The sequence below is a fragment of the Agrobacterium tumefaciens genome (assembly GCA_025559845.1).
Taxonomy (GTDB): domain Bacteria; phylum Pseudomonadota; class Alphaproteobacteria; order Rhizobiales; family Rhizobiaceae; genus Agrobacterium.
Window position 1 is genome coordinate 3,116,643 of the sequence record CP048469.1, and the last position, 13,096, is coordinate 3,129,738.

Sequence of the window (13,096 nt, forward strand, 5' to 3'; positions counted from 1 at the left end):
CGCGCTTGCCGCCCTCCAGGATTGACGTCATTTCAATTTTGCTTTGAGAGAAGCGTCGGGAAAGCAGGTCGGCTGAATGCCATTTTTTGCCTGCCAGTCGCCAAGTGAGCGACGTGTCTTGAAACCTGCCAGCCCATCCACCTTGCCGACGTCGTAGCCTTTCCCAGCAAGGGCTTTCTGCATGGCAAGCACGTCCGAACGCAGCATGGAGCCGACATTGCCCCATTCTCCCTGGAAAGGACCGGCACCATAGGCGATGCGGTCGGCAAGATTGCCGATGAACAGCGCGTAGAGATCGGAATTGTTATATTCCTTGATCACGTAAAAATTCGGCGTCACGACAAATTCTGGCCCATGACGCCCTGCCGGCACCAGCATCATGCCATCAGCCGAAAGATCGTTGGACGGAAAAGCCTTTCCAGAAATCCTGCCAATGCCCATTTTCGCCCAGTCGGCGACAGGGCGCGCGAGGTCGGGACCTTCCTGCGCACAGGAAACATTGCCCGGTATGGAGACCTCAAAGCCCCAATCCCGGTTTGTCTGCCAGCCTTTTTGCGAAAGATAGTTGGCTATGGAGGCGAGGGCGTCGGGAACGGAATTCCAGATATCGCGGCGACCATCACCGTCGAAATCAACCGCATATTTCAGATAGCTCGATGGCATGAATTGCGGCTGGCCAAGTGCGCCTGCCCACGAGCCCATCAATCGCGAGGACGCGATGTCGCCACTCTGTACGATCTTCAAGGCATCGATCAATTCGACGCGGAACATGTCCTTACGCGTTGACATATAGGCTTTGGTAGCCAGCACATCGACCACTTGATGAGGCAGCTTGGCGCGCCCGAACCCCGATTCGCGTCCCCAGATCGCCACGATGATGTTGCCTGGCACGCCGTATTTCGCTTCGATACGGCGGAGTGTGGTGGCGTGGGTGACGGCAAGAGAGCGGCCTGTCGCTGCAAGGCCCTGCAATCGTTTCTCTGAGAAATAGGCGCCCGGCGAGGAGAATTCGGCCTGACTCTGGCTTTGCTCCCTCGGCGGTTTCTGCCCGGGAATGACGAGATCGGGCAGTTTCCAGTTGATGGAGAGGCCACTGAGCGCGGCTTCGAGCGTTTGCTGCGACACACCCGCCTTGCGCGCCTCCGGCCAGATTTCCTTTTTCAGCCAGGCATTGAAATCTTGATTGTAACGTGCTGCGGCAGCACCTGTCGGAACAGCCTGTGCATGAACACTTGCGACCGTGAGAACGGAAAGCGTGGCGGCCAATGCTGCGACAGAAAATCGGATTCGCATTCGGTCTCCTTTGGAAGGAAGAAAGGCTCAGATTGTGGTGCGCGCTCGAAGTGCCGCGGTCAATGTGCCTTCATCGAGATAATCGAGTTCGCCACCGACGGGCACGCCATGTGCAAGCCGGGTGATCTTGACGCCGAGATCGGCGAGCCGGTCGGTGATGTAATGGGCAGTCGCCTGGCCTTCGACAGTGGCGTTAACGGCGATGATAAGCTCACGGATGCCGCCTGCGCTGACACGGTCGATCAGCCCCTTGATGTTCAGATCTTCCGGCCCCACGCCGTCGAGCGGCGACAACGTACCACCCAGCACGTGATAGGCGGTGTTCATGGCACTTGCACGCTCCAGGGCCCACAGATCGGATACGTCTTCGACCACGATGATGATCGATTGGTCGCGCTGAACATCCGAACAAACGGTGCAGGGATCGATAGTATCGACATTGCCGCAGCAGGAGCAGATCTTTACCTTGTCATAGGCCTCGCCCATGGCGTGACCGAGAGGCCCGAGAAGCTGTTCCTTCTTCTTGATGAGGTGCAGGGCAGCACGCCGCGCCGAGCGGGGGCCTAGCCCCGGCACTTTTGCGAGAAGCTGAATGAGTTTTTCGATTTCGGGGCCGGTGACTCGTTTTGCCATAGGCGCTTTCTAGCGCATAAATCGGGAACCGGGAATCACGTGTGCAGGAGGTTTCGCATGAAAATACAGGCAATCTGCCGCGCCGATGCGCAAACCTTGCCCGGAAAAACCACAAAAACGGGCATTTTCAAACACGTCGTGCAGGGGCCTGTCATGATCGATGCCGAGGGCATCGTTGGAGATGCCGTCTGTAACCGCAAACATCACGGCGGCCCGGATCAGGCGATCTACGCGATGGGCTCTGCTGATCTCGATTTCTGGTCGCAAAGCCTCGGTTACGTGGTGGAACCCGGCCTGTTCGGTGAGAATCTTGTGGTGGATGGTCTCGACAGCGCGACCCTGCATGTCGGGGACCGGCTTTACGCGACAGAGGTGGCTCTGGAGGTGACGGCGGCCCGTATTCCTTGCGCCACTCTGTCGACCCGTCTCGGTGATCCGGATTTTGCACCCCGTTTTCGCGAAGCCGGACATCCGGGCTTTTATTGTCGTGTGCTGAAAGGCGGTTTCTTGCAGGCGGGAGAAGACCTTGCCTTCGAGGCTTATCGCGGAACGAAACTGCCCATTCCCGTCATTCTTCAGCGTTTTCGTCCGATGCGGCTGACAGAAAAAGAGCGCGCCGATTATCTCGGCACGCCGCTTGCTGAACGCTTTCGCGCAATGCTTGAGGTGTAAGTCTCGCTTAGAAAGGAAACTTCATGCCTGGCGGCAGCGGAAGCCCGGCGGTCAGGCCCGCCATCTTTTCCTGCGCCTGCGCCTCGCCTTTTTCCTTGGCGTCCTTATGGGCGGCCACGATCAGGTCTTCGAGGATTTCAACTTCGTCTTCCTTGAATAGCGAAGGATCAACCTTCAGGCCGCGCATCTCGCCCTTACCGTTGAGGATGACGGTGACGAGACCGCCACCGGACTTGCCTTCGATTTCAAGGGCGGCAATTTCTTCCTGCACCTTTTCCATCTTGGCCTGCATTTCCTTGACTTTGCCCATCATGCCCATGATGTCGCGCATGTGCAAAACTCCTGTTCTTGTTGTCTTTTAAAACTCGATGTCGTCGCCGGGCAGAATGTCGCCTTCGCTGGACTCGGCGACAGATGGCGGCGCGATTTCTTCCGAATCGTCCTGCTGAACGGCGCGAATACGCACGTCGGTGATCTTTGCACCCGGAAACTGTTGCAGGATCGCGGCCACGTCAGGGTCTTGTCGCGCATCCACAAGACGCGCATCGCGGGCGTTGACCTCGGCTTCAACCAGCGTTGGCTGACCCTGTTCTTTGCTCAGGCTGACGATCCAGTGGATGCCGGTCCATTCCTTCAGCTTCACGCCGAGTTCGCCTGGGAGAGACCCCGGCGCACCTTCTCCAAGCCGCATGTCGAGACGGCCGGGTTCCAGTCGCACCAGGCGTACGAAACCGCGCACCTTTGCCTTCATAACCGGATCGCGGTTCTTTCCGCAGAGATCGGCAATATCCTGAAGGGAATTGACCGCAACCTTCGGCTCCGGCCGGTCTTCGGTCTTCGCGACAGCGATCTGCATCTCCTGCGGGCGGCTGTCCGGCACAGCACGCAGCATGGCGGTCGGCTGCGCGGATGGTTGCCGCTGCGGTGCCGCATGGGCGGATGCAACGGCCTGCGTTGAGGCATAGGCGCGGGCACCTCCGCCGTTTCCGCCACCATTGCCGCCGCCATTCGAAATGCTGCCTTCGCCGTTGGAGAGTTCCAGCAGACGGCGCGCGGCATCTTCAGGTGCGGGCAGGTTCGCAGCATGGGCAAGACGGATCAGCACCATTTCTGCGGCACCTGCCGGGCGCGAGGCATTTTCGGTTTCGGGAATACCCTTGAGCAGCATCTGCCAGATGCGCGACAGCGCCGAAACGGCGATGCTTTCGGAAAATTCCGCGCCACGCACGCGCTCGACTTCCGAAAGCGAGGGATCGTCAGCGGCATCCGGCACATATTTCATGCGCGTGACAAGATGGGTGAAATCTGCGAGGTCGTTCAACACCACGACAGGGTTTGCACCCGCTTCGTATTGACCGTTAAATTCTGAAAGGGCGGCCGCGACATCGCCTTTGACGACGTGCTCGAACAGATCAACGATACGTGCCCGGTCGGCAAGGCCAAGCATGCCGCGCACGGCTTCCGTTTCGACACGTCCGCCGCCGTGGGCGATCGCCTGATCGAGCAGCGACAGACCGTCACGTGCGGAGCCTTCCGCAGCGCGAGCAATCATTGCCAAGGCCTGCGGATCGGCTTCGAAGCCTTCTTTGCCAGCGATTGCGGTAAACAATCCGACCAGATCGGCAGCGCTGATTCGGCGCAGGTCGAAACGCTGGCAACGCGACAGAACGGTGATTGGAACCTTGCGAATTTCCGTGGTCGCGAAAATGAACTTCACATGTTCCGGGGGTTCTTCGAGGGTCTTCAGAAGACCGTTGAATGCCTGCGTCGAAAGCATGTGCACTTCGTCGATGATGTAGACCTTGTAACGCGCCGAAACAGGGCGGTACCGAACCTGTTCGATGATCTCGCGGATATCGTCGATACCGGTGTGAGAGGCGGCGTCCATTTCGATGACATCGACATGGCGGCCTTCCATGATCGCCTGGCAATGTTCACCGGGAATGCGCAGATCAATGGTCGGTTTGTCGATCTCGGGCGTCTTGTAGTTCAAGGCACGGGCGAGAATGCGTGCTGTTGTTGTCTTCCCCACACCGCGAACACCGGTCAGCATATAGGCCTGGGCAATGCGGCCGGTTTCGAACGCGTTTGTCAGCGTCCGGACCATCGGCTCCTGGCCGACCATCAGGTCGGAAAAATCTTTCGGGCGGTATTTGCGCGCCAGTACCCGGTATCCAGCTCCGTTTTGGGAAGTGCTTGGGGTGGTGGATACGGTGTCGCTCATTGCCTCGCCAGTTTGTTTTGCCAGTTTGTCTTGGGGCGCGGAACTGGCCCGGCGAAAGCTGAGCACATCATTTTGCAAATAAAAAGGTGGGAGGCTGGCACGGCGACCCGTGCCGGGCTCGTTAGGGCTGCTTCCTTCCGGACCTGACCCGGTTGGCGAGTGGCTCGTCCACCACCAACCTCCCGGCGCCACATATCGGCAATATCGAAAGCAAATGCAAGCCAAGCATTCAAAAAACTGCTATCACAGTGAAAACAAACATGGAGGACGCCTTGGAGACATTCCGCCTGGACGAAAGATTGGCGCGGGACAGCGAGCTTGTGACCCGGCTCGGCCTGTGCGAACTGCGCTTGCAGAACGACAGCCGCTGGCCTTGGCTGGTACTGGTGCCGCAACGAAACGATGTGAGCGAGCTCTTTGAATTGACGCCGCTCGATCAGGCGATGCTGACCTTCGAAACCAATCTGGTTGCCAATGCTTTGAAGGATGTTACCCAGGCCACCAAGATCAATGTCGGCGCTTTGGGAAATATCGTTCGCCAACTGCACGTCCATATCATTGCCCGTAATGAAGGTGACACCTGCTGGCCAGGGCCCATATGGGGGCATGGTACCGCGGTGCCGTACCCCGCAGAGGAAAAGAAATCTTTCATGCAAAAAATCTCCGGCGCTCTCTAATGATCTCAATGACGATTTTTGAAACCACTGCCCCCCATCCCGAAGCAAGCGCACTGACTGCATTTTCCCAAAACGCGCTTGATCGTTTCGCTGAAAAGAGAACCGAAAACTGTGTTGCCGATGCGCTGAAGATCGACGGCACGCATATTTTCGCCCTAGCTGGTGGCCGTCTTGTGCTGAAGCACGACGAGCAGGTGATCGATCCGCTGTTTTCCGCGTACGAACTGGCCGAGTTGCAGCCGGACTTCGATAACGCAGTTTTGCTGGGGTACCGCGAGACCGGTGAGCCGAGAATTGCTGTTCCGGTTGGTGTCACGGAAGATCGGCTGGCCAGCCATCACAAACTTGCCGATGCGCGCACGCTCTACCGTGACCACCTGCTCGACGAGGAATTGCTGGGCGAGGTTGCTCAGGCCGTCAGCCTGACGCACTGGAACGCCCAAAACCGCTTTTGCGGTCGTTGCGGCACGGAAATGGAGCTGCGTATTGGCGGCTACAAGCGCGTCTGCCCCGCCTGCAACAACATGATTTTTCCGCGGACCGATCCCGTCGTCATCATGTTGACGATTGATGTGGAGCGCGACCTTTGCCTGCTGGGACGTGGCGCGCATTTTTCGCCAGGCATGTATTCGTGCCTTGCCGGGTTTGTGGAGCCGGGTGAAACAATCGAATCGGCTGTTCGTCGTGAAACGCATGAGGAATCCGGCGTCGCAATCGGTCGTGTGCGCTACCACGCCTCACAACCATGGCCGATGCCCCATTCGCTGATGATCGGTTGCTATGCCGAGGCGCTGTCGTTCGAAATCTCTCGCGATGAAATCGAACTGGAAGACTGCCGCTGGTTCACCCGGCAGGAGGTTGCAGCAATGCTGGAAGCAACGCCGGGTGAGGGCATATCTGGCCCGCACGGCGGTGCCATTGCGCACCGTCTGATGCGCGACTGGGTGGAATGGTCCAAATAACCCTTTGACGTGGTCTTGGACGCTGCGTGTCGACTAGGCGCGCAGCGTCCGTAATTTTCTTAGCTCTGGTTCAGCTTGTCACGCATTGCGTGGCCTTTGTAGACGCCGAGGATGCGGACCTTCTCTGAGAAGAAGCGCAATTCGTCCAGCGCGCGACGAACGGCTTCATCATCCGGATGGCCCTCGATATCGGCATAGAACTGCGTCGCCACGAACTTTCCGCCAATCTGGTAGCTTTCGAGCTTCGTCATGTTGATGCCGTTGGTGGCAAACCCGCCCATGGCCTTGTAAAGCGCGGCCGGAATGTTGCGAACGTTGAAAACAAACGTCGTGACAATGACTTCATCCGGTGACGTACGTTTGACCCATTTTTCGTCGCGGGACAGAATAACGAAACGTGTGACGTTGTTTTCCGAATCCTCGACATTTTCTGCAACGATATCGAGACCGTAGAGATCTGCGGCGAGACGCGGTGCAAGTGCTGCCATGCTGCGATCGCCCTGCTCTGAGACGAGCTTGGCGGCGCCTGCCGTATCGCCGGCGACAATGGCTTTCCATCCGTTTGAACGAATGATCTTGCGGCATTGACCAAGCGCATGGATATGGCTGTGGACGGTGCGGATTTCACTTCTCTGCACACCCGGCAAAACCATGAGCTGGAAGCGGATCGGCATGAAATATTCGCCGATGATGTGGAGACGGGATTCCGGCAAAAGATGATGGATGTCGGCTACCCGGCCAGCCAGCGTGTTTTCGATCGGGATCATTCCCAGATCCGCATCGCCATTTTCGATGGCGTTGAATGCGTCTTCGAAGGTCGCGCAGGGAAGCGGGTCCATATCCGGAAACATGTCGCGGCACGCCATGTCCGAATTGGCGCCGTAGTCTCCCTGGAAGGCAATACTTTTTGTGCTCGTTGTCATAGAATGTCCCCTCAGTGGGTTCTGCCTGCAAGGATATGGCGGGCTTTCTCAAGATCAGCCGGCGTGTCGACACCCAGTGGTACCGAGCGCACGATCTCAGCATCGATCCGCATGCCCGCTTCCAGAGCGCGAAGCTGCTCCAGCTTTTCGCGCTTCTCCAGTGGCGAAGGGGAAAGGCGCACGAATTTTTCGAGCGCCGCCCGGCGATAGGTGTAGAGCCCTATATGATGATAAAGCGGTCCTTCACCATAGGGTGCGGTCGCACGGGTAAAATACAATGCGCGCAGCCGGGTTTCGGACAGCGGGCTGCCCACGACCTTGACCACGTTCGGATTGATTTTTTCTTCCTCGTCGGTGATTTCCACCGTCAGCGTGGCGATATCCACCGACGGGTTTTCCATCGGCCGCAGCGAGGCGTGAATGGTTTCCGCCTCGATGGTTGGCAAATCGCCCTGAATGTTGATGACGTATTCGGCCTTGCCATAAGGATCGGCCTTCTGGAGCGCTTCGAAAATACGATCCGATCCAGACTGGTGGTCATCCCGTGTCATCATCACTTCAAAGCCGGCATTTTGAACGGCGGCGAACACGTCGTTGTCATCAACGGCAACCACGATTTTCTCTGCACCGGCTTCGCGTGCACGCAAGGCAACCTGCACGATCATCGGCTTGCCGCCGATATCGGCCAGAGGTTTACCAGGCAGACGTGTGGAGGCCATACGGGCAGGTATGAGCACCACTGCCTTTTCGAAATCTCTATTCTTCATCCGACACCTTCAAATCCCGCCCGAAAAGTGTCAAAACGTCACGGTGTGGGGAGCATTATTCAAGTTGCGCAGGCTGTGCAAAAGCCATAGCTTTCAAGCAATTTCAAGATACCCGGCTTATATCGAGTGGATGCGAGGGAGCGCATATAGATGAATTCATACGTAAACATGGGCGTTGGTGCGTTATTAGGCACCGTTTTCGTCCTCATGTCGGTGTCGATCGCATCCGAGGGCATCTTCCATGCACCGGTGCCGGAGAAGGAAGGTTTTGCCATCGTCGCGGAAACGAGTGGCGGTGAGGCAGGAGCGGCCGCTGCGGCAACGCCGATCGCCCAGTTGCTTGCCAATGCGGACGCGGCCAAGGGTGAGACGGTCTTCAAGAAGTGTACGGCCTGTCATACCGGAGAGAGTGGTGGAGCAAACAAGGTCGGCCCCAATCTCTTCGATATCGTCAACAGGCCGATCGCCTCTCATGAAGGTTTCAGTTACTCCGCAGCCATGAAGGATTTCTCGAAGGGTGGTTCGGTTCATTGGGACTACGACCATCTGAGCCACTTCCTCGAAGGCCCGAAAAAGTTCGTTGCTGGCACGGCCATGGGCTTTGCTGGTGTGAAGAAGGAAACGGAACGTGCGGATCTGATCGCTTACCTGCGGACGCTTTCTGCAAATCCTGCACCGCTGCCCGATCCGGCGGCGGCCCCTGCGCCAACCAATTGAGTGTATGGTATTCCAATCAGAAAAGCCCGGAGTGATCCGGGCTTTTTTGTTGTTTGCGCATGAAATAGCCTGGACTTAGAAACCCTTGCCGCCGCGCAGTTCGGATATGACTGTGCCGATCATGATCTTGATATCCAGCCAGACGGAAAAATTATCGATGTAATAAAGGTCGGAGACAATGCGTGCCCGCGCCTTGTCACTGCGGTCGGTCGGTCCCCGCAGTCCCCGCATCTGGGCAAGCCCGGTGATGCCGGGGCGCATCCTGTGACGCAGATGGTAATGGGGAACGAGATCCTCATAGAGACGGCCGGCCGCAAGCATGCCGATTGCATGGCAACGAGGTCCTACGAGCGACATGTCACCCTTCAGAACATTCAGCAGTTGCGGCAGTTCATCGATATTCGACCGTCGGAGAATAGCGCCGATGCGGGTCACGCGGGGGTCGTCTTTTACCGTCTGTGCCACGCCACTCGCGTCGCACAAGTCCGTCCTCATCGAACGGAATTTGTAGACGCGTATCCGGCGACCGTTCATGCCCCAGCGTATCTGGGAAAACAGGACGGGTCCTTTGCTATCGATCTTGACCAGAGCGGCGACCGTTAAAAGCACCGGCGCAAGTGCCATCAATGCAATCGATGCGCCGGCAATATCGATCGCGCGTTTGGTTGCGAATTGACCGCGCGCCAAGGCGGAAAATGTTGATTGGTCTTGAGAAAGTTCTACGTCCGGCTCTTCAAAAGCGATTGCCGATTGTGAAGCCGCGCTCTGGAACGCGGCGCGTGGAGACCCTTTGATACCCAGCATAACAAAGTCCTAAAAAGAAATTTTTGAAATGAAAAAACTGATTTATATGGCGGCATTAATAATTCATTTACTGTAAAAAGTCATCCCGAAATATCTCCGCAAATGCGCAAATGCCGATCTACGGTTAACGTCGGCGCCAACCTGCTTTAGAGCAATCGGAACTATGCTGGAGACTTCCTGCCGCTAAGGAGGCGCGGACTTTTCAGCGATTGATACAGAGAGAAACTGTCAGCCGGCTGTCTATCATCCTGTGGGCGCTCAATTGCCCATCAGAATGTCGAGGAGTGTGGTCTGTTTCGCGCCGTTTCTTGCTGGCTCCTGACCACCAATATCGGCAGGCGGAACGGGACCGCCATTGGCATAGTCCGGCTCCATTCGTTGCCCCGGAATATTGGATGGCGGCATGGGCGCGTCTGTCTGAGGTCGGTCAAGCGCAACCGGGGCGGCTGGATAGGCGTCGGTATTCGACGAGCCTCCACCAAGCGCGTTGGAAATGATGTCGCCAATCGATGATGGCGCATTTTCCGACGGTGGCTGCTGCATCTCGCCTAGGGGAGGAACGCCGGTTGTGCCGAGGCCGAAAAGTGGTGATGGAGACAGGCCGGAATGTGCAGCCGTCATGAAGTCTTTCCAGGCTCTTGCGGGCAGCCCGCCACCCGTCACCTTCTTCATGGAGGTGCCATCATCGTTGCCGAACCAGACACCGGTTGTCAGATTGCTGGTATAGCCGACGAACAGCGCATCACGGAAAGACTGGGTCGTTCCCGACTTTCCGGCGGCCTGCCATCCCTGCAGCCGCGCCGCTTTTCCCGTTCCCTCGGTGATAACGCGGCTCAGCATGCCGTTCATCGTCGCGGCAATGTCTTCGTTCAGCACGCGCGGCGGATTGTCGTATTTGTTTTCGTAAAGCACCTTGCCGTCGGCATCGGTAATACGTTTGACGATATGCGGCGTGGCCTTGTAGCCGCCGTTCATGAACGGTGCGTAAGACGCAGTCAGCTCCAGAAGTGATACTTCGGAGGTTCCGAGTGCAATCGATGCATTGCTCTGCAAATCGGATTCGATACCCATACGATGCGCAACCTGCGTCACACGATCGGGGCCGACTTCCATCACCAGTTGGGCCGCGATGGTGTTCAGCGAATTGGCAAGCGCTGTCGCCAGTGTCACTTCACCGCGGTATTTCTTTTCGTAGTTTTCCGGTGTCCAGTTGCCGATCTTGACCGGCGCATCGTTGCGGATGGAGTAGGGTGTCAGCCCGGATTCGAGCGCCGCTACATAAACGAAGGGTTTGAAGGCTGAGCCAGGCTGCCGTTTCGCCTTCGCAGCACGGTTAAACTGGCTTTCGGCGTAATCGGCCCCGCCGACCACTGCGCGGATGGCTCCGGTTCCATCGATGGAAACCAGAGCTGCCTGGGACGCAGCCTGCTTTTTACCGTCCCCCTGAAGAATGTGCGTCAGGGACTTTTCGGCGTCGCGTTCCAGGTCTGGATCGATGCTGGCATCGACAACGATGTCCTGCTTCACGTCGCCGATCAGCATGCGGACTTCATCGAGAACCATGTCGGCAGCATAATGTTCTGCACCGGACCAGAAGCGTTTCGCTTTGGTTGGGGGCTGTGACATCGCCGTCTTGATTTCGCTGTCGGTGATGAATCCGACATCACGCATGGATTGAAGCACGACCTGGGCGCGTTCTTCAGCAGCCTGCGGGTCACGGGCAGGGGAGAGGCGCGAGGGTGCCTTGAGGAGGCCGGCCAGCAGGGCTGCTTCACCCAGATTGACGTCACGCGCCGACTTGTTGAAATACCGTCTGGAGGCCGCTTCGACACCATAGGCATTGGAACCGAAATAGACGCGATTGAGATACATCGCGAGAATCTGGTCCTTGGTGTATTTGTGCTCCAGCCAGAACGCCAGAAGCACTTCCTGCACCTTGCGTTCCAATGTCCGGTCGGGAGACAGGAACAGGTTCTTGGCAAGCTGCTGGGTAAGGGTCGAACCGCCCTGGACGGTGCGTCCCGTCAATACGTTGGTGACGATGGCGCGGCCGAGGCCGAGCGGATCAACCCCAAAATGCGAGTAAAAACGCCTGTCTTCGATCGCCATGACCGCTTGCGGAATGTAGGGCGACATATCCTCAAGCGCCAAAGCCTCGCCGCCGGTCGTCCCGCGATTGGCAAGAACCGTCCCGTTGACAGAAACGATCTTCACATTCGGCGGGCGCTCAGGGATGGACCAGCTTGCAGCACTGGGCATGCGGGCGCCATAATAAAGAACAAGTCCCGCAACACCGATCCCGCCCCATATGCCCAGCACGATGCACCAGTAAACAAGTGAGCGGAACATACCGGTGATGCCGCGTGTCTCCACGCGTTTTTGTTTCTGACGCTTTTGGAGCGTCTGGCCTTTTGGCGATTTCGGCGGAGGAAGGTCGTCGTCTTTCGCAGCTTTCGCTGCCTGCTTTCGCCCGCCGCTGATACGGTCGCTTGCGTCAAGGCGCAGGTCATCGCCGGAATCGTGAAAATCCCCGAAGGAAGGTTCTACCCGCTCGCGTGATTTGCCTTTACCTGCCATCCAGCCGATATCGCTCCATTCTGATTGCGTGATCGCACGCATGTCCGCCGATTGCAGTATTTATGCGCGCACTATCCTTAATCCGGGATGAAGAGCGTAAATGCGGCAATTTAAGGCGGCGTTAGGAGAAGAAAGGATCACTTCGACGTCATTGGCAGACGTCGATCCATTCCGCTTCTGTCAGTTCGGCCATGGCGTGCGGAGAAATTTTGACGGCTGCATTGGTCGCGCCGGCGGCAGGAACCACTTCGTTGTAGCTTCTCAGCGAGACATCGCAAAACACTGGAATGGGTTCCGGCAGACCGAAAGGGCAGACGCCACCAACGGGATGGCTTGTGACAGACACAACATCTTCCGCGCCAAGCATTCGGGGCTTTGCGCCAAACCGGTCTCGAAACTTGCGATTGTCGAGCCGTTTGGTACCGGCAGCCACGACGAGAAAAATGGTGTCTCCTGCCTTCAGGCAGATGGTTTTGGCGATCTGATCGGGATCGACACCATGCGCTTCAGCCGCGAGCGCAACGGTTGCTGAACTTGCTTCCGTTTCGATGACGGTGACGTCAGGAGATTTTTCGGCGAAAAAGGCGCGGACGGATTCAATGGTCATGGCTATTTATTAGGCTGGAAGCATGTAAGCCGCAAGACGTCCGAAGAAAGCCATGCAAAAAATGCAATGCTGCGCTGCGATAGAATGTCTGTTTTTTGGGCTCGAATGTTGTATCTTTCAATCATCGAAGCGACGCACTCCTCCTCCCAGCGTCGCCCGATTGGACTGACAATACTCCTCCTCCCAATTGTCAGTCAGTTTCAAGAACCCGGCGCACCTCCTCCCGCGCCGGGTTTTTGC

The 13,096-nt window shown here is 57.3% G+C and carries 13 protein-coding genes and 1 other RNA gene; 4 read left to right on the forward strand and 10 right to left on the reverse strand.

What is annotated here, in order from left to right:
- Positions 1–27: 27 nt before the first annotated feature.
- Both FY156_15425 and recR read right to left on the reverse strand, forming a co-directional pair.
- Positions 28–1,293, reverse strand: a complete 1,266-nt coding sequence (locus FY156_15425) for a lytic murein transglycosylase (GenBank protein UXS02765.1) — start codon at positions 1,291–1,293, stop codon at positions 28–30.
- Positions 1,294–1,320: 27 nt separating this feature from the next.
- Positions 1,321–1,926: a recombination protein RecR gene (gene recR / locus FY156_15430; GenBank protein ID UXS02766.1), complete on the reverse strand. Its 606-nt coding sequence runs from the start codon at positions 1,924–1,926 to the stop codon at positions 1,321–1,323.
- A gap of 57 nt (positions 1,927–1,983) precedes the next feature.
- On the opposite strand from recR, the gene FY156_15435 reads away from it, so the two are divergent.
- The gene (locus FY156_15435) at positions 1,984–2,598 is read left to right on the forward strand and encodes an MOSC domain-containing protein (GenBank protein ID UXS02767.1); all 615 of its coding nucleotides are present in this window, start codon (positions 1,984–1,986) and stop codon (positions 2,596–2,598) included.
- A 7-nt stretch (positions 2,599–2,605) separates the two neighbouring features.
- Here FY156_15435 and FY156_15440 read toward each other — a convergent pair whose 3' ends face one another.
- The 3 genes from FY156_15440 to ffs form a co-directional block, all read right to left on the reverse strand.
- Positions 2,606–2,929 (reverse strand): YbaB/EbfC family nucleoid-associated protein, encoded by a 324-nt coding sequence (locus FY156_15440; protein ID UXS02768.1) that lies wholly within the window; start codon positions 2,927–2,929, stop codon positions 2,606–2,608.
- A gap of 27 nt (positions 2,930–2,956) precedes the next feature.
- Positions 2,957–4,822, reverse strand: a complete 1,866-nt coding sequence (locus FY156_15445) for a DNA polymerase III subunit gamma/tau (protein ID UXS02769.1) — start codon at positions 4,820–4,822, stop codon at positions 2,957–2,959.
- Positions 4,823–4,908: 86 nt separating this feature from the next.
- Positions 4,909–5,005, reverse strand: an RNA gene (gene ffs, locus FY156_15450) — signal recognition particle sRNA small type.
- A gap of 77 nt (positions 5,006–5,082) precedes the next feature.
- Between ffs and FY156_15455 the strand changes: the two genes are divergently transcribed.
- Positions 5,083–5,499, forward strand: coding sequence for an HIT family protein (locus FY156_15455; GenBank protein UXS02770.1), 417 nt, complete (start codon positions 5,083–5,085; stop codon positions 5,497–5,499).
- Positions 5,499–6,461 carry an NAD(+) diphosphatase gene (gene nudC, locus FY156_15460; protein ID UXS02771.1) on the forward strand — a complete coding sequence of 321 codons (963 nt, stop codon included), beginning with the start codon at positions 5,499–5,501 and terminating at the stop codon, positions 6,459–6,461. Before FY156_15455 ends, nudC begins: the two co-directional genes overlap by 1 nt.
- 59 nt (positions 6,462–6,520) lie before the next feature.
- Here nudC and FY156_15465 read toward each other — a convergent pair whose 3' ends face one another.
- Both FY156_15465 and FY156_15470 read right to left on the reverse strand, forming a co-directional pair.
- The gene (locus FY156_15465) at positions 6,521–7,384 is read right to left on the reverse strand and encodes a prephenate dehydratase (protein ID UXS02772.1); all 864 of its coding nucleotides are present in this window, start codon (positions 7,382–7,384) and stop codon (positions 6,521–6,523) included.
- Positions 7,385–7,395: 11 nt separating this feature from the next.
- Complete coding sequence (locus tag FY156_15470; protein ID UXS02773.1) at positions 7,396–8,151, reverse strand: 3-deoxy-manno-octulosonate cytidylyltransferase; 756 nt, start codon at positions 8,149–8,151, stop codon at positions 7,396–7,398.
- Positions 8,152–8,301: 150 nt separating this feature from the next.
- Between FY156_15470 and FY156_15475 the strand changes: the two genes are divergently transcribed.
- Positions 8,302–8,868 carry a cytochrome c family protein gene (locus FY156_15475; protein ID UXS02774.1) on the forward strand — a complete coding sequence of 189 codons (567 nt, stop codon included), beginning with the start codon at positions 8,302–8,304 and terminating at the stop codon, positions 8,866–8,868.
- A gap of 75 nt (positions 8,869–8,943) precedes the next feature.
- Here the strand turns inward: FY156_15475 and FY156_15480 are convergent, their stop codons facing one another.
- The 3 genes from FY156_15480 to FY156_15490 all read right to left on the reverse strand — a co-directional run bounded on the left by FY156_15480 (position 8,944) and on the right by FY156_15490 (position 12,856).
- Positions 8,944–9,672, reverse strand: a complete 729-nt coding sequence (locus FY156_15480; GenBank protein UXS02775.1) for a sugar transferase — start codon at positions 9,670–9,672, stop codon at positions 8,944–8,946.
- A gap of 258 nt (positions 9,673–9,930) precedes the next feature.
- Positions 9,931–12,249, reverse strand: coding sequence for a penicillin-binding protein (locus tag FY156_15485; GenBank protein ID UXS03166.1), 2,319 nt, complete (start codon positions 12,247–12,249; stop codon positions 9,931–9,933).
- 148 nt (positions 12,250–12,397) lie between these two features.
- Positions 12,398–12,856 (reverse strand): YbaK/EbsC family protein, encoded by a 459-nt coding sequence (locus FY156_15490; GenBank protein ID UXS02776.1) that lies wholly within the window; start codon positions 12,854–12,856, stop codon positions 12,398–12,400.
- Positions 12,857–13,096 lie beyond the last annotated feature (240 nt).

Excerpts from the sequence above, each read along its gene's own strand:
- FY156_15440 (UXS02768.1), bottom strand. The coding sequence starts at position 2,929 with ATGCGCGACATCATGGGCATGATGGGCAAAGTCAAGGAAATGCAGGCC.
- FY156_15435 (UXS02767.1), top strand. The coding sequence starts at position 1,984 with ATGAAAATACAGGCAATCTGCCGCGCCGATGCGCAAACCTTGCCCGGA.
- nudC (UXS02771.1), top strand. The coding sequence starts at position 5,499 with ATGATCTCAATGACGATTTTTGAAACCACTGCCCCCCATCCCGAAGCA.
- FY156_15490 (UXS02776.1), bottom strand. The coding sequence starts at position 12,856 with ATGACCATTGAATCCGTCCGCGCCTTTTTCGCCGAAAAATCTCCTGAC.
- recR (UXS02766.1), bottom strand. The coding sequence starts at position 1,926 with ATGGCAAAACGAGTCACCGGCCCCGAAATCGAAAAACTCATTCAGCTT.
- FY156_15470 (UXS02773.1), bottom strand. The coding sequence starts at position 8,151 with ATGAAGAATAGAGATTTCGAAAAGGCAGTGGTGCTCATACCTGCCCGT.
- FY156_15425 (UXS02765.1), bottom strand. The coding sequence starts at position 1,293 with ATGCGAATCCGATTTTCTGTCGCAGCATTGGCCGCCACGCTTTCCGTT.
- FY156_15485 (UXS03166.1), bottom strand. The coding sequence starts at position 12,249 with ATGGCAGGTAAAGGCAAATCACGCGAGCGGGTAGAACCTTCCTTCGGG.
- FY156_15445 (UXS02769.1), bottom strand. The coding sequence starts at position 4,822 with ATGAGCGACACCGTATCCACCACCCCAAGCACTTCCCAAAACGGAGCT.
- FY156_15480 (UXS02775.1), bottom strand. The coding sequence starts at position 9,672 with ATGCTGGGTATCAAAGGGTCTCCACGCGCCGCGTTCCAGAGCGCGGCT.
- FY156_15455 (UXS02770.1), top strand. The coding sequence starts at position 5,083 with ATGGAGGACGCCTTGGAGACATTCCGCCTGGACGAAAGATTGGCGCGG.
- FY156_15465 (UXS02772.1), bottom strand. The coding sequence starts at position 7,384 with ATGACAACGAGCACAAAAAGTATTGCCTTCCAGGGAGACTACGGCGCC.
- FY156_15475 (UXS02774.1), top strand. The coding sequence starts at position 8,302 with ATGAATTCATACGTAAACATGGGCGTTGGTGCGTTATTAGGCACCGTT.